The sequence below is a fragment of the Duganella fentianensis genome, assembly GCF_009857835.1.
Classification (GTDB): domain Bacteria; phylum Pseudomonadota; class Gammaproteobacteria; order Burkholderiales; family Burkholderiaceae_D; genus Rugamonas; species Rugamonas fentianensis.
In genome coordinates this window covers 1,447,400-1,466,258 of record NZ_WWCL01000001.1, presented here as the reverse complement: position 1 = coordinate 1,466,258, position 18,859 = coordinate 1,447,400, and the positions used below count along the sequence as shown (strand labels likewise).

At 61.6% G+C, this 18,859-nt stretch carries 18 protein-coding genes and 1 tRNA gene; 6 read left to right on the top strand and 13 right to left on the bottom strand.

Annotation, left to right across the window (positions count from 1 at the left end):
• Positions 1-32 precede the first annotated feature (32 nt).
• The 7 genes from GTP23_RS06370 to trhA all read right to left on the bottom strand — a co-directional run bounded on the left by GTP23_RS06370 (position 33) and on the right by trhA (position 4,867).
• Positions 33-263: a hypothetical protein gene (locus GTP23_RS06370; protein WP_161034312.1), complete on the bottom strand. Its 231-nt coding sequence runs from the start codon at positions 261-263 to the stop codon at positions 33-35.
• 51 nt (positions 264-314) lie between these two features.
• The gene (locus GTP23_RS06365; RefSeq protein ID WP_161034311.1) at positions 315-1,058 is read right to left on the bottom strand and encodes a LytR/AlgR family response regulator transcription factor; all 744 of its coding nucleotides are present in this window, start codon (positions 1,056-1,058) and stop codon (positions 315-317) included.
• 6 nt (positions 1,059-1,064) lie between these two features.
• Positions 1,065-2,141, bottom strand: coding sequence for a sensor histidine kinase (locus GTP23_RS06360; RefSeq protein WP_161034310.1), 1,077 nt, complete (start codon positions 2,139-2,141; stop codon positions 1,065-1,067).
• A 2-nt stretch (positions 2,142-2,143) separates the two neighbouring features.
• Positions 2,144-2,851, bottom strand: a complete 708-nt coding sequence (locus tag GTP23_RS06355) for a LiaF transmembrane domain-containing protein (RefSeq protein WP_196308712.1) — start codon at positions 2,849-2,851, stop codon at positions 2,144-2,146.
• Positions 2,848-3,225, bottom strand: a complete 378-nt coding sequence (locus GTP23_RS06350; RefSeq protein WP_161034309.1) for a LiaF transmembrane domain-containing protein — start codon at positions 3,223-3,225, stop codon at positions 2,848-2,850. The genes GTP23_RS06355 and GTP23_RS06350 overlap by 4 nt, the downstream gene beginning before the upstream one ends.
• 103 nt (positions 3,226-3,328) lie before the next feature.
• Complete coding sequence (locus tag GTP23_RS06345; protein WP_161034308.1) at positions 3,329-4,210, bottom strand: LysR family transcriptional regulator; 882 nt, start codon at positions 4,208-4,210, stop codon at positions 3,329-3,331.
• 39 nt (positions 4,211-4,249) lie between these two features.
• Positions 4,250-4,867: a PAQR family membrane homeostasis protein TrhA gene (gene trhA / locus GTP23_RS06340; RefSeq protein WP_161034307.1), complete on the bottom strand. Its 618-nt coding sequence runs from the start codon at positions 4,865-4,867 to the stop codon at positions 4,250-4,252.
• A 248-nt stretch (positions 4,868-5,115) separates the two neighbouring features.
• On the opposite strand from trhA, the gene GTP23_RS06335 reads away from it, so the two are divergent.
• Complete coding sequence (locus GTP23_RS06335) at positions 5,116-6,252, top strand: patatin-like phospholipase family protein (protein WP_229255937.1); 1,137 nt, start codon at positions 5,116-5,118, stop codon at positions 6,250-6,252.
• A gap of 3 nt (positions 6,253-6,255) precedes the next feature.
• On the opposite strand, the gene GTP23_RS06330 is transcribed toward GTP23_RS06335, so the two are convergent.
• On the bottom strand, positions 6,256-6,618 hold the full coding sequence (locus tag GTP23_RS06330) for a hypothetical protein (protein ID WP_229255936.1): 363 nt from the start codon (positions 6,616-6,618) through the stop codon (positions 6,256-6,258).
• 142 nt (positions 6,619-6,760) lie between these two features.
• Here GTP23_RS06330 and GTP23_RS06325 point away from each other — a divergent pair, with 142 nt between their 5' ends.
• Complete coding sequence (locus GTP23_RS06325; RefSeq protein WP_161034306.1) at positions 6,761-7,849, top strand: type II asparaginase; 1,089 nt, start codon at positions 6,761-6,763, stop codon at positions 7,847-7,849.
• Between the two features lie 124 nt (positions 7,850-7,973).
• Here GTP23_RS06325 and GTP23_RS06320 read toward each other — a convergent pair whose 3' ends face one another.
• Positions 7,974-8,606, bottom strand: coding sequence for a flavin reductase family protein (locus GTP23_RS06320; RefSeq protein ID WP_161034305.1), 633 nt, complete (start codon positions 8,604-8,606; stop codon positions 7,974-7,976).
• Positions 8,607-9,208: 602 nt separating this feature from the next.
• Here GTP23_RS06320 and GTP23_RS06315 point away from each other — a divergent pair.
• From GTP23_RS06315 to GTP23_RS06300, 4 genes are all read left to right on the top strand, one after another.
• Positions 9,209-10,642, top strand: a complete 1,434-nt coding sequence (locus GTP23_RS06315) for an aldehyde dehydrogenase family protein (protein WP_161034304.1) — start codon at positions 9,209-9,211, stop codon at positions 10,640-10,642.
• A gap of 169 nt (positions 10,643-10,811) precedes the next feature.
• Entirely contained in the window at positions 10,812-12,764 is a 1,953-nt protein-coding gene (locus tag GTP23_RS06310) for a CocE/NonD family hydrolase (RefSeq protein ID WP_161034303.1), read from the top strand.
• 244 nt (positions 12,765-13,008) lie between these two features.
• On the top strand, positions 13,009-14,034 hold the full coding sequence (locus GTP23_RS06305; RefSeq protein ID WP_229255935.1) for a creatininase family protein: 1,026 nt from the start codon (positions 13,009-13,011) through the stop codon (positions 14,032-14,034).
• 19 nt (positions 14,035-14,053) lie between these two features.
• Positions 14,054-15,295, top strand: a complete 1,242-nt coding sequence (locus GTP23_RS06300; RefSeq protein ID WP_161034665.1) for a YncE family protein — start codon at positions 14,054-14,056, stop codon at positions 15,293-15,295.
• A 96-nt stretch (positions 15,296-15,391) separates the two neighbouring features.
• Here GTP23_RS06300 and GTP23_RS06295 read toward each other — a convergent pair whose 3' ends face one another.
• From GTP23_RS06295 to GTP23_RS06280, 4 genes are all read right to left on the bottom strand, one after another.
• The gene (locus tag GTP23_RS06295) at positions 15,392-16,096 is read right to left on the bottom strand and encodes a PEP-CTERM sorting domain-containing protein (protein ID WP_161034302.1); all 705 of its coding nucleotides are present in this window, start codon (positions 16,094-16,096) and stop codon (positions 15,392-15,394) included.
• 140 nt (positions 16,097-16,236) lie between these two features.
• Complete coding sequence (locus GTP23_RS06290; RefSeq protein ID WP_161034301.1) at positions 16,237-16,863, bottom strand: hypothetical protein; 627 nt, start codon at positions 16,861-16,863, stop codon at positions 16,237-16,239.
• A 155-nt stretch (positions 16,864-17,018) separates the two neighbouring features.
• Positions 17,019-18,485, bottom strand: a complete 1,467-nt coding sequence (locus tag GTP23_RS06285) for a serine hydrolase domain-containing protein (protein WP_161034300.1) — start codon at positions 18,483-18,485, stop codon at positions 17,019-17,021.
• 228 nt (positions 18,486-18,713) lie between these two features.
• Positions 18,714-18,790, bottom strand: a tRNA-Arg gene (locus GTP23_RS06280).
• Positions 18,791-18,859 lie beyond the last annotated feature (69 nt).

Below are 18,859 nucleotides of genomic sequence, written 5' to 3'. Positions count from 1 at the left end.
GCGCGGCGCTGCCGCTTCTCCGCAACAAGCGATCAGCCGCGTTCCGGCATTACGCTGGCTGGTCTAACGCACAGCACCAGCAGCCAGAGCGCAAACGACAGGGCGCGCTGGATACCGACAAAGGCCAGCACATACAGCAGCCACTGGGCGCTGTTGTAAGGCTGGAGCAAGCCGGCAGCGCCGACCAGAAAATTGCTCAGGATGGCTGCCAGTGCCGTTACCGGTGCAATGAACCAACACTTACGCTCAAGTTTGGAATACATGTATGACACTCAAAAGAGAAAGTTAAAAACAGGCCTGCACCGCAAGGCCCGCTACTGCAGCACCGTCCGTATTTTCTGGTAGCCGCTACGGCTGACCGGCACCTTGCTGCCGTCGCGCAGTACAGCCACATAGCTATCGCGCGTGGCCTGCTCGATCCGCTCCACGCAGGCAATGTTGACGATCCACGAACGGTGGATGCGCATGAACTGCTCGCCGTCGAGCTGTTCTTCCAGTTCGGCCATGCGCTGGTTCTTCAGGTAGTTGCGCCCCTCCGAGCGGATCTGCACATAATCATCCTGCGCTTCGATCACTTCTATCTTGTCGCAGGTGATCACGTGCACCTTGGCGCCATCACGTATCAGCACCCGGCCCAGCGGCCGCTGGCGCGCCACGGCTTCCTTCACCATATTCGCCACGGCCGCATCGCCCGCACCGCTGCTGGCGGCCAGATTCGCGCGCGCATGGGCCAGCGCCTGATCGAAGCGCTGCTGGCTGAAAGGCTTGAGTAGATAGTCGAGCGCATGGAAATCGAAGGCCTTGATGGCATACTGGTCGAACGCGGTAGCAAAGATGTAGCGCGTCTTGTTCCCGGCCAGTTCCGCCACTTCAAAGCCATCCAGCTTGGGCATCTGGATATCGAGGAATACCAGATCCGGCGCCAGCTCCGTAATCGCCTTCACGGCTTCGAAACCGTTGGCGCATTCGGCCACCACCTCCACATCGGGGTGCTCGGCCAGATACTCGCGCACCACCCCGCGCGCCAGCATTTCATCGTCTACGATAATGATACGCATCGCTGCCTATTCTCCCTCGCCTGTCTGCGCAGGCATCGTAATCTCCACCGCAAAGCGCTGGTCCTGCCGGCCCCAGTGGATGCTCGCTTCATGTTTGTAGACGCCCGCCAGACGCTGGCGCACATTGCTCAACCCTATGCCATGACCGTCGCGCTGCACAGCCCCGGCATCGGGATCGACCGGATTCTCCACCCGTATCTGCAGCATGGAGCCGGAGCGCCGCGCCGTCAGCACGATCACGCCGCCTTCCGGCAGATTGCAAATGCCATGCTTGACGGCGTTCTCCACCAGCGGCTGGATGATCATGGGCGGCACCAGACAGTCATCGGCCTGCTCGCCCACCTGCTCGCTGATCTGCAGGCGCTCGCCGAAACGTACCTGTTCGATGGCGAGGAAGTGGCGGATCAGCTTGAGTTCCTCGCCCAGCGTAACCTTTTTGTGCGCTTCCATGCCCAGACTCTGGCGGAAGAAGCTGGCCAGTTCCAGCGTCATGCGGCGCGCGGCCCTGGCGTCCTGCGACGTCAGCGCACTGATGGAATTGAGGCTGTTGAACAGAAAGTGCGGATCGATCTGGGTGCGCAGCATGCGCAGCTCGGCTTCCTGCGCCATCAGCAGCGATTCCAGTTCGCGCTGCTCGGCCTGTTTGGCACGGACAAACTCGATCACCAGATAATGCAGCGCGGCGGCAAAGCCATACAGCAGCACGCCCAGTCCTACCACGGTGGCCGCCAGCTGCGGCCCCAGCGCGATGCCGGCCCAGCTCACGCCCAGTGCCAGACAGGCGCTATTCCACAACTGCCCCGCCCCCAGCCACAGCAGGCCGGACACCATGGCCGCCATCAGCAGCACCAGTACGATGGCACCCTCGCTACGGCCGCTGAGCGGATAGGCGCGGCACAGATAGTGCGCCGAGTAGCCCGCCACAAACGCATACAGCAGATGCATGGGAATCGCGAACAGCAGCGCATTGGCCAGCGGTGCCACCTTGGCCAGCACCAGCACGCTGCCGAACGCGCTACCGAGGCATAGCCAGACCAGCAGATAGATCTGGCTACCGCGCCGGTTGAGGTTTAGCCCCTGCATGCTCAGTTACGCACTTCCAGACCGCCCATGATGGCGTAGCCGCGTACGATCAGGCGTTTCTCCTGGGTCGGCGGTACGATGGTCTTCTCTTCAAAGCCGCCCATAATCGGCGTGCCTTCGAGTTCCACCGTCCAGTCGGCCGGCACCTTGATGGTGATGCCGCCGAACATGGCAAACACATTCAGCACAGCCACACTGTTGATCGAACTCTGGCGCAGGTCCAGTTCGCAGCCACCGAATACGGCCGTCACTTCACCGCCGCGGAAATCTGGCGTGGTGACACGGCGCTGGAAGCCGCCCAGGATGGCGGTAATATTCAGCAGCGCATCGTCACTGCCCTTGTCCAGACTGATGCGGCCATCCTCGAACAGCGACTTGCCCGTACCCGATTTGAACACGACTGACAGCCCGGCCAGAATCAGCATCAGCGGCCAGAGCGCACGCCAGCTCAGCTGGATGATGCCTATATCGTGCAGGAAGATCACGCCGCCGAACAGGATCAGACCGCCACCGACGATGGCCCCCCCAGCCGTGCGGGTCTGCAGCATCTTCAGGATGCCGAAGAAAATCAGCGCGGTCGGCCACAGGTGCAGGGTGAAATCGAGATCAAGCAGCCCAATATTATCGAGCAGGAAAATCAGGCCGATCACGATGACGAACAGGCCTACCACCATTTGCGAGGCAGGATTACGTGGACGCGGGGTTCTCATGCTTGCTCCTTGATCGAGGCGTGGATATTGTCCAGCAGGGGGCGCAGCATCAGGCACACGCCCCAGGCGATCAGCAGTGCCGGCCAGGTCTCACCAAAGCCTACACCCCAGATACGGTTGAAGGAAACATACCACCAGCCGGCGAAGAAAATCTCCCACAGGCCGTTGGAAAAATGCTTGGCCGTGGTCGGCGGGATCATCTTGATCACGCCGCTGATCACCAGCAGCCATGGCCAGTAGCGCCACAGCCGGGCCAGATTGAATTCAAGATGGATCAGTTCGATCTGGTCCAGCAGCAAGGCGCCGCCAGCGGCGATCATTACGATGCCCCAGATCATCTGTTTGCGCCAGCGATAAGCAGTGTGTACAGTCATGTCAGTCTCCCGTTGCGGTATGGTTAGCACGATACCGCGCCGCCACTGGCGGGGAAACTGCTATTCGGCCAATGACGGAAATCGACCGGTGAATGGCGCAGGCTTACAGTTTTTCCCGTAAAAAGCCGAGGAAGCACTGGATGCGCTGGGCCAGCTGGGTGTTGCGGAAGTAGACCGCGCAGATCTGCTGGGTCTGGCCGTTATTCGCCTCGGCCAGCAAAGGCACCAGCCGCCCCGCCGCCACATCGGCCGCCGTCAGGTAATCGGCCAGGCAGACGATGCCCTGCCCGCGCAACGCCAGCTGGCGCCGCGTTTCATCGCTGGAAGCTACCAGTGCCGTCATGATGGGCAGGCTATTGCCGCCGCCATGGCGCAGCGGCCAGAGCTGCTCCGCGCCATGCTGGCCTTCGCCTATCAGGGTATGGCCGGCCAGATCTTCCGGCACTTGCGGGGTGCCGTGCTCGAGCAGGTATTCCGGGCTGGCCAGCACCTGCAGCGGCGAATTGGCCAGCACTTGCGCATGCTGGGCCGGATCTTCCGGCAGGCCGACCCGGATGGCGATATCGGTGCGCTGCTCGAGCACCTCGCTGAGCTGCTCGTTGCTATTAAGTTCCAGCCGGATGTCGGGATAGCGCTGGCGGAACTCGGCCAGATGGGGCACCACGCAATGCAGCATGAAAGCCGAATCGGCCGACACGCACAGCCGCCCGGCCGGTTTCTGCTGGCGGATACGAATGGATTCTTCCGCCTCTTCCATGGCACCCAGGATGGCACGCGCCTGATCGAGGAAAATCTGGCCTTCTTCCGTCAGTTCCATGCGGCGGGTGGTACGGGTCAGCAGCGAGGTCGCCAGCTTGTCTTCCAGCCGTGATAGTGCACGGCTCACGCCAGAAGTGGTCTGGCCCAGATGAACGGAGGCAGCGCTCAGAGTGCCGCTGTCGATTACGGTAATAAACGTCTTCAGATCATCGGAATTGATTTCCACTTGCACTCTACCCTAGAAAATTACTGTTACCGGATACGCTCAGGCGACATACAGTAGCACCGCACCAAAGTGGCAGGCACTGCCGCCAAGCACAAACAAATGCCAGACTCCATGGCCATACGACCATTTGTGGTCCGTCACGAAAAACACAATGCCCGCCGTGTACACCAGACCACCAGCGGCCAGCCACGCAAAACCATCCCAGCCCAGCGCCTGCACCAGCGGACTGGCGCCGATCACGGCCACCCAGCCCATGGCGACATAAATCACCAGCGACAACACCCGCGCGCCGCGTGCAAACAGCAGCTCCTGCACGATGCCCACTAGCGCCAGCGTCCACACCACGCCGAATAGCGACCAGCCCCACGGCCCGCGCAGGCTGACCAGCGTGAACGGCGTATAGCTGCCGGCGATCAGCAGGTAGATAGCGCAGTGGTCCATCTTGCGCAGTATCTGCTTGGCACGCCCGCGCAGGCTGTGGTACAGCGTCGAGATCAGATACAGCGCCAGCAGCGTGACCGCATAGACACTGAAACTGACCACCTTCCACGCGTCGCCGCTGCGCGCTGCCAGCACCACCAGCAAAGTGCCGCCTATGGCAGCCAGCGCTGCGCCTACCGTATGGGTGATGCTGTTAAACCGTTCGCCGTAGTACATGCCAATTCCAATGAGTTCAGTCGACGGCCTGATTGCCATCGCCAGTTCATTGTATTGCACTGCACCAGCCGTGCCCCGAGCACTCCTTCTAAAATGCCAGTCTGATTGATACTTAGTAAAAAACTAAGCATATCATAATAAAAATTGAAATAAAACAATGTTACAAATTTTTATACAAAACCAAGGGTAAATCCTTGCGCGGGGCGCAAGCATGGGAGTACAGCGGCGGATGTGATAAGGTGCTCGCCATGAATCCGTTTGCCCAGCCCGATCCGCACGTTGCGCCTGCAGCGCAACCCTATCAACGCTGCATGGTGCTGGGCGGGGGTGGCTTCCGTTTCGGCATCTATATCGGCATGTATGCAGCCCTGCGCGCGGCCGGGCAGGCGCCCGATATGCTGCTGGCCAGCTGCGGCGGCGCAATTGCGGCCACCATCATCCACCACCTGCCCGATCCGGCCGCCCAGCGCGCCTGGCTGTCTTCGCCAGCCATGTACCAGTTCTGGTGCAGCCTGCGCTCGACGCCGCAAGCCAATCTGGCCGGTACACTGCTGGCGGCCGCGCGGCGCAAACTCTCGAGCGCCAACGCGCCCGTGATTCCCGATCTGTTCGGTGACTATCTGTTTGAAATTCCGCCCCTGCTACCCTTCCCGCCCGATAGCGGCCAGCCCGAAGTGGCGGTTGCCATCATAGGCGGCAAGCTGCTATTCGATGCCAGTGAAATCGGCCAGCCGCGCCGCGAGCGCAAACTGTTTGCCGAGACAGTGTTCTGCGATGCGCGCAGCGCCGCCCTGCTGGCGCATATGAAGGCACCGCTCAGTTCAGCGCGCTGGGGCCAGCACGCCATCGCCAACGAATTACTGCTGGAACAGGGCGCGACGCTGGATCAGGCCGCGCGAATTTCCATCGCCGATATGTATTACTTCCGCTGCCAGCCCTACAACGGCGACGAATACATCGGTGGCGTACTTGATCTATTTCCCGTCGAAATAGCGCGCCGGCTCGGGCATGAAGTGATTATGGAGTTCAAGGAAGCGTTTGATCAGGTGTTTTCCATCCCCGCATGGCGCGCCGTGCTGGGCATCAATGGCAATGCCCGTCTGCGCTATGCCAACACCCATCTGGCCGATATCCGCATCGACAGTTCCGATGTGTCGCACACGCTGGCGCGCCAGCAGCTGCAGCAGAAGCTGCACTGGCGGCGCAACCGCATCGAGCTGGCCATGCCGCCCACCTACGAGGAATTTGTGCGTTTCATGGATGATCAGTGGCAGTTCGGCTATGACCGCGCCGAGGAAGCCTTGCGCCACCCGCGCGGCCAGCATCCGCCCGGCATCCGCCGTGCCACGCGCCATAGCAAACCGCTGCGCAGTGTGCGCAGCTAGGCGCTAGCGGCACAGCTGGCGCCAGTTCTGCTCGAATTCTTCCGGCGCCACATCCTGCGCCAGCAGGGTCAGGTCGCGCGCCACGGCGATATAGCGCTGATAGCCGATGTAGCCGCCAAAAGCATCCTTGGTATTGACTTCGCCGCAAGGGGCACCGCCCTTGCCGATGAACTGGTTGCGGAACTGGGCCGCACCGGGCTCCAGCACCTTTTCCTTCACGTATTTTTCACCCTGACTGGTGAGCGTGGCCACATCTTCCTGATGCTGCTGGGCGGCACTCTTGCCGCAGGCTGCCAGCGTCAGCATCAGCGCCGACGTTAGGGCCAGCCAGCCCAGACCCCGCATGACGTTTATTAACATCATCATATTTTCTCTTTTATAACAGTTTCAGGAAAATTATCCACGAAAACACTGTGTCCCGCCAGACATAACGCGGCAGAGGCTTGCATTGTTGACAGGCCGGGTATTTGTTACTATCACCAGCTTTATAGCCAGCTCAGGAGAACCCATGTCCCATCCGCTACCCGCCCGCCTGCTACAGACGCTGTTTGCTTGCGCCATGCTGCTGACCAGCGCCGCCCAGGCCGCCGCTGCCAGCGCTGATAAGTTGGCCCATGTCACCATTCTCGCCACTGGCGGCACCATCGCCGGTAGCGGCGCCACCAGCACCACCACGGTAGGCTATACGGCGGCCACGGTGGGCGTCGATCGCCTGATCCAGGCCGTGCCCGAGCTGGCCAAAGTGGCCCAGGTGAAAGGCGAACAGGTATTCCAGATCGCCAGCGAAAACATGAGCAACGAACACTGGCTGACGCTGGCCAAGCGCGTCAACACCCTGCTGGCCCAGCCTGACGTGGATGGCATCGTCATCACCCACGGCACCGACACGCTGGAAGAAACTGCCTACTTCCTCGATCTGGTGGTGAAGAGCAAGAAGCCGGTGGTACTGGTGGGCGCCATGCGTCCCGGCACGGCCCTGTCGGCGGACGGTCCCATCAATCTGTACAACGCCGTACTGCTGGCGGCTAGCGAAGAAGCCATAGGCAAAGGCGTGCTGGTGGCACTGAATGACCAGATCCACGCTGCGCGCGATGTGACCAAGACCAATACCTCGACGCTGGACAGCTTCAAGACGCCGGAACTGGGCATGCTCGGCTACATTCAGGGCAACAAGCCCTACTTCTACCATGTGTCGGCCCGCAAGCACACGGTCGATACGGAGTTCGATATCAGCAAGCTCGATGCCCTCCCGCAGGTGGACATCGTCTACGGCTACGCCAACATGGGGCCGGCCGCGCTGAATGCCGTGGTAGCAAGCGGCGCCAAAGGGGTGATCCACGCTGGTGTGGGCGATGGCAGTCTGGCAGGCAAAGTGGTGCCGTCGCTGAAAGCGGCGCGCCAGCAAGGCGTGCTGATCGTGCGCGCCAGCCGCGTCGGCCAGGGCATCGTGGCGCGTAACGGCGAAGCCAATGATGATGAACTGGACTTCGTGGCGGCCGATACGCTGAATCCGCAGAAAGCCCGCATCCTGTTGATGCTGGCCCTGACCCGCAGCACGGACAGCAAGGAAATCCAGCGCATGTTCTACCGCTACTGATACGGTAGCACCTTGCAGTCTGATCCGCCGCGGGCGCCTGTCGGCAGCGGATCGTCACTGCGGCGCAGCAGAAACAGCTGGCATCCCCCGCGCCGCAGCGCCAGCAGATGGGTTGCGACCAGCGCTAGCGTTGCGGCGGATACTCGGGCCGCGCCATGCGGAACAGGCTGTCGGGCTGAATTTCGAAATAATCGGCCGGTCCTCCCCCGCGCAGTATGGTCTGCGAACCGGCCGTGTCATACACCCCATCCTTGAGCAAAGCCCGGGCGATATGCACGCCCACCACTTCCCCCAGTATCAGCCAGGCATCGGTATCCTGTCCTGCGGCCGTTTTCAGCCGCACAATCTGGCTGCAGCTGCACTCGAAGGCGACCGGACTCTCGGCCACCCGGGGCGGCTGCACCAGCTGTGATGCCAGCGGCGTCACACCGGCCAGCGCAAATTCGTCCACTTCCGGCGGCGCCGCGGCACAGCTCTGGTTCATGGCCTCGGCCAGCGGACGGGTGGCCAGATTCCACACGAACTCACCGCTGTGCTCGATATTTCGCAGCGTATCCTTGCGCCCCAGACTGGAAAAACCGATCAGCGGCGGCGTGTAATTGAAGGCATTGAAAAAGCTGTAGGGCGCCAGATTGCGTACGCCATCAGCGCCCAGCGTGGAAATCCAGCCTATCGGGCGAGGGCCGATGATGGCATTGAACGGGTCATGCGCCAGGCCGTGGCCGAGCGCAGGCTGGTAAAAGTAGCTGTCGTGCATGTACTGATCCTCTCGAGCAAATAAAATCTATGCGAGCCGGAAACCGGCATCAGGTCCGACTACGAATATGATACCCACATGAAGCGGGTTTTCTTACTACTCATCGCCATCTGTTGCCTCCTCCCGGCCCGAGGCGGCACGCTGGTGTTTGCCGTTAAATCGTCGCCATGCGGCGCGACACGGCGGCCATCCGCAGCGTCTACGAATTGCGCCGCCAATAATGACCAGAATCTGGCTAAACTGTTGCGCAAACGCTTCAGCTACGTTATCACCAACAGCCTGTATTACGACTATCAGCGCAAGGTGCATCCGGAACGGGCTGCCCTGAATCCCCTCATCTTCACTTCGACACCTATTGTGCCCTGCCGGCACAGGGCAGACTCAGCCTCGCCGCCCTGGACCAAGCCCTCCGGTCGCTGAAAAAGCGCGGCCGTATTCAGGCCATACTCGATCATTTCCGGCCCGCGCGCAGCACAGTGCAATAAGCCCGGCTGACGGCCGGTATGGACCAGTGCGCGCTCGCCCAACAGAAAATCAAGCGCTTGCTCGGTATTGAAAATGCAGCAATAATGACCCCATAAAAAATATGGGAGACTGCCAGCATGACGGAAGCCGACGTAAGTTTGATCCAGCGCACCTTTGCAGCACAACAAGCCACCGCCCTGCGCTGGCGCCTGTCCACGCTAGCCGAACGCAAAGCCCGTCTGACGCGCCTGCGCGACGCCATGATGGCCCAGCGTGCAGCGTTCTACGCGGCGTTTGCGGCCGATTACCGCAAATCGCCGGCCGAAGTGGAAGCCTCCGAATTCCTGCCCGTGATGGACGAAATCCGCCACGCACTCGGTTCGCTCAGGCGCTGGATGAAACCGCGCGGCCACTGGCCCACCAGCACCATGCTGGGCACGCGCGCCTCGGTGCAATACCAGCCGCGCGGCCGCGTGCTGATTATCGCTCCGTGGAACTACCCGCTCAGTCTGTGCTTCGGACCGCTCGTCTCCGCTCTGGCGGCGGGCAACACGGCCATGATCAAACCGTCCGAAATGACGCCGGCCGTCTCGGCCCTGATGGCCCGCATCATTGCCGACATTTTCCCGCCCGAAGAAGTCGCCCTGTTCGAAGGCAGCCAGCCGACGGCACAGGCCCTGCTCGACCTGCCCTTCGACCACATTTTCTTCACCGGCTCGCCGGCCGTGGGCAAGCTGGTAATGGCTGCCGCCGCGCGCCACCTGAGCAGCGTCACGCTGGAACTGGGCGGCAAGTCGCCTACCATCGTCGATGCCAGCGCCAACCTGACGCTGGCCGCCGAAACCCTGATGTGGGGCAAATTCCTCAACAACGGCCAGACCTGCGTGGCGCCCGACCACGTCTACGTCCACGCCAGCGTGAAGAGCGCCTTCGTGCAAGCCTGCCGCAACGTCCTGCAGCAGCGCTACGGCGCCGATGGCAGCGCGCGCCTGAATAGTCCCGATCTGACCCGCATCGTCAACCGCCGCCACACGGAACGGGTGGCCGGCCTGCTGACCGATGCCCTGCAGCGCGGTGCCGTGCTGAGCGCGGGCGGCCTGACGGATCTGGACCAGTGCTATGTAGCGCCTACCCTGCTGGAGGATATTCCGGCCGATGCCAACATCATGTCGGAAGAAATCTTTGGCCCGCTGCTGCCCATCATCGCCTATGATGACATCGATCAGGTCATAGCCAGCATCAATGCCGCCCCCAAACCGCTGGCCCTGTATGTCTGGAGTACACGCAACGAACAGATCCGCCAGATTGTCGCTCAGACCAGCTCGGGCGGCGTATGCGTCAATCACTGCGTGGCCCATTTTGCCCACGGCAATTTGCCCTTCGGCGGCGTCAATAATTCCGGCATCGGCAGCGCTCACGGCGAATACGGCTTCAAAGCCATGTCGCACGAACGCGCCGTGCTGCGCGCCACCCCGCTCATGCTGATCAAGCTGTTCTTCCCGCCCTACACGGCAGCGCGCCAGCGCCTGATCCGGCTGGTGGTCGATACGCTGCGCCTGCCAAAGTTGTAAAGGACTGGTTGTTAACAAATTCTGTGGATAAGGCTGTTAACAAAGCCAAGCCGACCAGATTAACTCGCTGTTTTAAAAAGGAAAAATCTCGCTGCGTAAAAATTTCGCAGCCAAAGTTATCCACTGCGATTACACTAGTCAGGCTCGGCTTACTTTACGCAAGGAACCCATGACACTGCGCGCCCGCCCCCTGCTGACAACCCTGACGCTATCCCTCGCACTAGGCCTCGCGCTGGCACACCTGCCCGTGGCTGGCGCAGCAGCCGATGCCGCTGCGCCGCGCTACAGCCTGCGCGAGCACTACACCAAATACGAATTCCGCATTCCCATGCGTGACGGCGTACGCCTGTTCACAGCCGTCTACGTGCCCAAGGATGCCAGCAAAGCCTATCCCTTCCTGATCCAGCGCACGCCCTACAGTGCCGGTGTCCAGGCTGATGGCCAGCTGCATTACGGCGTGGACTACTACCCCGAGCACATCGGTCCGGCCCAGGAGTTCGAGGACAGCGGCTACATCTTCGTCAAGCAGGATGTGCGCGGGCGCTATATGTCGGAAGGCAAATGGGTAGAAATGACCCCGCACGCGGCCAGCCAGCCCGCCGCCGGCCAGGGCAATGAGAGCCAGGATATGCACGACACGGTGGAATGGCTGCTGAAAAACGTTGCCAACCACAATGGCAAAGTCGGCATACTGGGCACTTCCTATCCCGGCTTCTACACTTCGGCCAGCATCATCGATTCCCATCCGGCCATCAAAGCCGCTTCGCCACAGGCGCCCGTCACCAATCTGTACATGAATGACGACTCCTACCATGGCGGCGCCTTCATGTTGGCGGCCAACTTCGATTTCTATTCGGCGTTTGTGGAAGCACCCAACCCCACCCCGCTACCCAAGACCTGGGAGCGCTTCGACTATGGCGAGGCGGATGGCTACGATTTCTTCCTCAAGCATCTGACCCTGTCGAATATCACGGCCACCCTCAGCCCCACCCAGCGCGCGCTGCTGATGCCCACTATCGAACACAGCACCTATGACGAGTTCTGGAAGCAGCGCGACATCGTGCCGCACCTGAAAAACATCAAGGCGGCCGTACTCACCGTAGGTGGCTGGTATGACGCGGAAGACCTGCAGGGGCCGCTTAGCACCTATAGCGCCATCAAGCGCAACAACCCCGCCATCTATAGCGGTCTGGTGATGGGGCCGTGGTCGCATGGCGCCTGGAACCGCGCCGACGGCCAGAGCCTGGGCTATGTGAAATTCGATGCCAAGACGGGCGCCTACTTCCGCAGCAACATCCTGTACCCCTTCTTCGAACAGCATCTGAAAGGCAGGAACAACAAAGGCGCGGCCGAAGTCTATGCCTTCGAGACGGGCAGCAATGTGTGGCGCAACTACCCTGCCTGGCCGCCCCAGCAGGCCAAAACCCGCACCCTGTATCTGGCGCCTGATGGCAAGCTGGGCTGGACTCAGCCTGCCGCCGGCGCCGAGTTCGACGAATACGTGGCCGACCCGCTCAAACCGGTGCCCTACACGGCCTATCCGGCCCAGGGCGTGCCCAAGGAATACATGGTGGGCGACCAGCGTTTTGCCGCCTCGCGCCCCGACGTGCTGACCTACCGCAGCGAGATTCTGGAAGAAGACGTCACGCTGGCCGGCCCCATCAAGCCGCGCCTGTTCGTCTCCACCACGGGCACCGATGCCGACTGGATCGTCAAGCTGATCGACGTCTATCCGGCCGAGTATCCGCACAGCGACGATGGCGCAGCGCGCCCCAACGACGTGCCGAAACCGGCCCTGACCATGGCCGGCTTCCAGCAGCTGGTGCGCGGCGATCCGCTGCGCGGCAAATTCCGCAACGGTTACGAAACGCCGCAGCCCTTCACCCCGGGCAAGGTAGAGGCCGTCAACTTCAGCATGAGCGATGTCAACCACACGTTCCGCCGTGGCCACCGCATCATGGTGCAGATCCAGAGTTCATGGTTCCCGCTGGTGGACCTGAACCCGCAGACTTTTACCGATATTCCGCACGCCAGGCGGGAAGACTTCCGCAAAGCCACCCAGCGCATCTACCACGCACCTTCGATGTACTCCGGCATCGAAGTCCAGGTACTGGGCAAATAAGCCCGTCCCCGCCGGAGCGGCAGCCAGCCTGCCCGCTCCGGCCCCGCCTCCGTGCTCGCACGATACATCGGCAGCCTCCCCACATGGCGCAACTAGCTGTATGCTGCTAGCAATGCAGAAATATTTGATCCACATCAATGAACTGTGCACCCCAAAACAGCGACACTGGGCACCGTCTGACGCACACGGCGCAGTGAGAAAACAGTCGCACACAACGGGGGCAGTTCCCCACCACCACCGCACCATGAAACAACGCTTGAACCAGCAAGCCCGTCACGTCCCGAATTCCCGCCTGCCCGCTCTGAACAGCCGGCAGGCAACAGCCGCTTGCCACCGCACTTTGCAGCTGGCCGCAGGCTTCAGCCTGGCCCTGGTCACCACGCTGGCGCTGGCCACGTCTGCAGGCGCCAGCCCGCAGAACCAGGCCGCCAGCAGCATGAAGGCTGCCAGCGCCACGCCGCCAGCGCCAGCACTGAGTCCCGCCACGCCTGCCATGCTGGCCAGCGTCACGCTGGAACAGCTGAGCAGCAGCGAGCTGCGCGAGCGCATCGCCGCGGGCAGCACCACCATCATCGTCCCGGTCGGTGGCACGGAGCAGAGCGGCCCCTATCTGGCGCTGGGCAAACACAATGTGCGCGCGCTGTATCTGGCCCAGCATATTGCCCTCAGACTGGGCCACACCATCGTCGCGCCCGTCGTCGCCTACGTACCGGAAGGCGAGATCAAACCGCCAGCCGGCCATATGCGCTTTAGCGGCACCATCTCGATCCCGGAAGCCACGTTCGAAGCGCTGCTGGAAGCCACCGCGCGCAGCCTGCGCCAGCACGGCTTCCGCGACGTCATCTTCATCGGCGACCATGGCGGCTACCAGAAGAACCTGAGCAAGGTAGCGCAGAAACTTAACCTGAGCTGGGGCGCCGATGAAAGCTGCCGCGCCTATGCCCTGCTCGATTACTATCAGGCCACCCAGTCCACCTACGTGGCCGAACTGAAAAGCCGCGGCTATAGCGAAGCCGAAATCGGCACCCATGCGGGACTGGCCGACACCGCGCTGACGCTGGCCGTCGACAGAACACTGGTACGCAGCGACGCCATGGCCCGCCAGCCCAAACCGGGTGCGGCCGATGGCGTGCAGGGTGATCCGCGCCGTGCCAGTGCCGAACTGGGCCAGCTAGGCCTGCAGCGCATCGTCGACAGTTCGGTCACCCGCTTACGCAACTATTTAAACGAGCGCGAACCGCGCGCCTCCACCTCCAGCCATAGGAACTAATGTGAACACTCCAACTACCATGCGTGCCGCAATCATCGTTGCACTGGCTGCCGCCGGCGCTGTCGTCGCCGCCGATAAAGTCAGTGACAAGCCGGCTGCACCAGCCGCTGCCGCCATCGTCACCGTGCCGGGCATGCCGCCGGTGGTGAACCGCAATAACCTCTACAGCGAAACCAACGGCCCGGCCTTTATCGCTGCTGCCGTCAAGGGCGATCTGGAACGCGTGTACGTGCCCAATCTGCGCTCCAACGACGTCTCCGTGATCGATCCCGTCACCCTCAAAGTGGTGGACAAGTTCAAGGTCGGCAAAGCGCCGCAGCACGTGATCCCCTCGTGGGACCTGCGCACCCTGTGGGTGGCCAACAATGCCGAACGCACCAATATCGGCAGCCTGACCCCGATCGACCCGCGCACCGGCAAGCCGGGCAAGGAAATTTCGGTAGACGACCCATACAATCTGTACTTCACGCCGGACGGCAAATCCGCCATCGTGGTGGCTGAAGCCAAGCACCGTCTGGACTTCCGCGATCCGCAGACCATGGCCATGCAGTATTCGATCGAAGCGCCCAAGTGCGGCGGCATTAACCACGCCGACTTCTCCATCGATGGCCGCTATGCCCTGTTCACCTGCGAATTCGAAGGCAGCGTCGCCAAGATCGATCTGGTCGAGCGCAAGGTGCTGGGCTATCTGAAACTGAACATGCCCAGCACCCGCTTCAAGGATGTGCCGCCATCGGACGCTCCGTTTGCCAGCGAGATCTGCAGCTCCAAAAAAGGCATGCCGCAGGACATACGCATTTCGCCGGACGGCAAACGCTTCTACATCGCCGATATGGAAGCGGACGGCGTGCACATCGTCGATGGCGACGCCTTCAAGGAAATCGGCTTCATCTCGACCGGCCTGGGTGCACACGGCATCTACCCTAGCCGCGACGGCAAGCAGTTCTACGTGGCCAACCGCGGCACCCACAGCATCCACGGCCGCCGCAAGGTACGCGGCAGCGTGACGGTGGTGGACTTCGCCTCGGAAAAGGTGGTGGCGCAGTGGCAGATTCCCGGTGGCGGCAGCCCTGACATGGGCAACGTCAGCGCCGATGGCAAATCGCTGTGGCTGTCGGGCCGCTTCGACGACGTGGTGTACCGCTTCGACACCACCGACGGTAGCGTCAAGCAGATCAAGGTAGGACAGGAACCGCACGGTCTGGTAGTCTGGCCGCAACCGGGCCGCTACTCCGTGGGTCACACTGGCAACCTGCGCTAAGCAGCGCAGCAGCAGTACTGGCTCGCCCGGGTTTCGGCGGGCCAGCACTGCGTAAACAGCCTGACATGGGTACAGGCTGCGGGATACAGCTTGCGCTTAGTCGAAACGCTGGAAATCCTGCGTCGACAGCTGACGGCGCCGGCGGGCTATCCCACCAAGCAGCAATCCGCCTGCCAACATCATCACATAGCCAGCCGGCTCCGGTACGGCCGTCACCGTCAATTCAAGCGGTGTATTTCCGCTGTAAAAACTACCATTATTCCCCACGACGAAATCGAGCGTCTGGCCCGCCCCCAGATATTGCGTGAATACGGACAGAGCGGGGCTGTTATTGGTCGAAGCAAACGACTGCAAAGGATGCAGTGCATCGCTGTTCAGAATCACGGCGGCGCTCATATCGCCTGAATCACCGGCAAAGAAGCGTCCAGCGACGGAATAGCTCCCGGCACTGCTGGCGGTAAAGCGCACGATAGCCACATCGCCATTCGACACCGGCCCCGGATGGAGCGAGACCTGCCCCGGTGCCACGCCGGCGACACTGTATGGATTGGTATTCTTCCAGACAGCTGGCGTACCGAGCGTATTGTAGCTGGACATGCTCCAGCCATTGCCCGAAGCACTGTCGAACAGGATCATGGAATAGCTCGCACCTGCCGACGACGAATAGCCGTACGTCCAGGTACTGCTGCTACTCTGGGGCGAGGCGGAGGCGGAGAAATCGGCAGCAAGATCCGCCGCGTAGACCGGCCCGGCGCTCAGGAGTGCAGCCAGTAACGCCGACGAAAGCAGAGTTTTTTTCATCGCAAGCTCACAAAGTTATCAATAGAACACTATCGTAATGCAAATAGCCTCGGCCAGATGTTTTTTTTACACGCTACTGTGGCTGGGGAACATCAAAGCCGACAGCCCGATCCGGCACCGCCTATCCATCTCTCGCCGCTTCATTGCTGCTGCGCGGGCACCTGAGCGGCAGTGGCCAGACACCCAGCCAGCAGGCCAATAAACTGCTCGCGCAGGGCAAGGTACTCTGCCTCGTTCGCAAAATCGCGCACCTCCTGCCGCTGATTCAGCAGATAGGCGGTGGCGATGGTGCCGCTGCGCTCATCGAACAGCGTGTAGTGACTGATCACGCCACTGGCCTGCCCGAAAACTGCGAAGTTCAGGCCGAGTATCTCGATACCCTGCTGCGTGCTGCGCTCCAGCACGAGCAGGTGGGGCGCCTTGCTGGCGGCCGCAATATCCTGCACCTGTGTCATGATGGCCACGCGGTCATCGGCAAAGCGCCCGCGGAACGAGCGCTCCAGCTTCAGGTTGACCAGCGGCGCGCTGCTGTTACGGAACATCATCAGGCGGTAGCCGTCGGCAGTCGACACGGACAGCTCACCCTGACGGGTACTCACCATACGACCCGTCGCGCTGACAGGCAGGCGGTCACGCTGGCGGGACTGGAAGCCATCACGGTTGACGCACTCCGTCAGGGGCCGCAACGGATCGTCGGCGCGCTCCTGTGCCGCGCAGGTGGCAACGCTCACCAGCAGAGAGAAAAACAGTAGTAGATATCTGGCCATGCCTCTTGGTACTCCCATGATAATGCTGAAAAATGAAACGAGCTTACCAGCGGACTTGCGACGAAAATGCGCCAAATGTCACCTTATGCAGTAACAGCCTGCATCCACGTCCGCTCGCGAAAACGGCAAGGCACAAGCTGCAAAACACGGTGACGTTAAGGCAGGCGCTGGCCGGCGCGCGGGCGGCCATCAAGCAGCGTCAGAGTCTGTACAGGCTGGCCCTGATTGGCGTCGAAGTGCAAGGTCGCATCCTTCTCGCGCACAAAATAATCATAGGGTCCGGCCGCAATCAGCTCCAGCGCGGCAGGCCCCAGCGGCGGCCCCGCCACCATCAGCGTGTCGCCCACGCGCGTAATCCGCAGCGTGGTATTGGCCACCTTGAACTGCCCGGTGAACTGGTCAAACAGGTCGGTCCGCGGTGGCGCAGCGGCGCGCACGACAGGACGATAATCTTCCCAGCCATATTCGGCAGCGATACTGCGCATCAGCTCCTCGATCAGCGGCCATGCGCCATCGCCATTGGTCAGGATCACCGCGCCCTGCCCTGTCTGCGTATAGGCAAACATGAGCGCCTTGTAGCCTATGGTCGAGCCGCTGTGATGGAAAGCCGGCGCCTTGCCGGCGTGGTCCAGTTCGAAGCCTAGTCCGTACTCATTGCTCACCGGCGTCAGCATGGCCTGGCCAGCCGCCGGTGCCAGCCACTGTTTATTCTGTCCTGCTGCTGCAGCCTGCATGGCCAGTGCGAAGCGCGCCAGATCTGTCGCCGTGCTCCATAAACCGGTGGGCGCCAGCTCGGGATGCAGACGCCAGCGGCCGGCCAGCACAGCGCCATCCAGATCATGTCCGGCTGCCGCCCGTGCAGCCTGCGCTGGCTGCGGCGACGGCGCGAACAGCGAGGCATGCATACCCAGCGGCTGCAGTACTTCCGTTTGTGCCAGTGCCGCGAAAGGCCGCTGCGTGGCATCTTCCAGATACTGCTGTAGCACCACGTAGCCCAGGCTGGAGTAGGCATAGTCGTGCTGGCTGCGGCGCGTGACAGGCGGATTGGTGGCCGGAGCCTCGCCACGCAGCACCTGCAGCAGCGTCGGAATGCTTGCGGCGCTGGCATAGCCGGTCAGACCATATTCCGGCATGCCGGCCGTATGACTCAGCAAAGTGCGGGCCGTGACGACTGGCGCACCTGCAGGCACATGCCAGCCACGCAGGCGCAGATTGACGTCTTCATCGGGATCGATTGTGCCGGCCGCCGCCAGCCGCATGACCAGTGCCGCCGTAACAGGCTTGCTCACCGAGCCGGCCTGGAACAGCGTCTCCGGCGTCACGGCCTGCTGGCCGCCGGCATCCGTGACACCGTAGGCGCGCACCCACTCGATCGCGCCATGGTTGATCAGCGCCACGCTCACACCGGGCACACGCCAGTAGGCCATGCGCTGCTGCAGCGACATGGCAGGCGCGGCCTGCCCCTGCACAGCCACCGGCAGCAGCAAGCCCTGCTCTACCCGCGCTATACGTGCCTGTATTGATGCCTGTATCTGTTCCTGCAATGGCGCCTGAGGCTCCGCCTGTGCCACACCAGCGCCCGAGGCCAGCAATAGTGCCGATAACAATACCCGCAATTCCATCTCCCGATTCCGCCAGCACCTGCCGCACACCGGTGCGGCGCGATCAACCGGCAGGTGCTATTTTCATTTTTACCAAGAATAGCATCTTATCAAGATTGGAACGAGATTAGTTCAAGCTGCCCCAAGCCAGAATTCATCCGGCAGGCGAAGATATCGATTTGAATTACCCCAACTACCCCAATAGATTTAAATATAAACTATATAAATCGTTGATTTAGCTGAGTATTTTGGCCTGCCCAGCAGGAATCGAACCTGCGACCCTCAGCTTAGAAGGCTGATGCTCTATCCAACTGAGCTATGGGCAGTCTGTGTCGCGACGGGAATTGCCGTCGGAAATGAAAAACGGGCTGTCTCAACGACAACCCGTTTAGTGT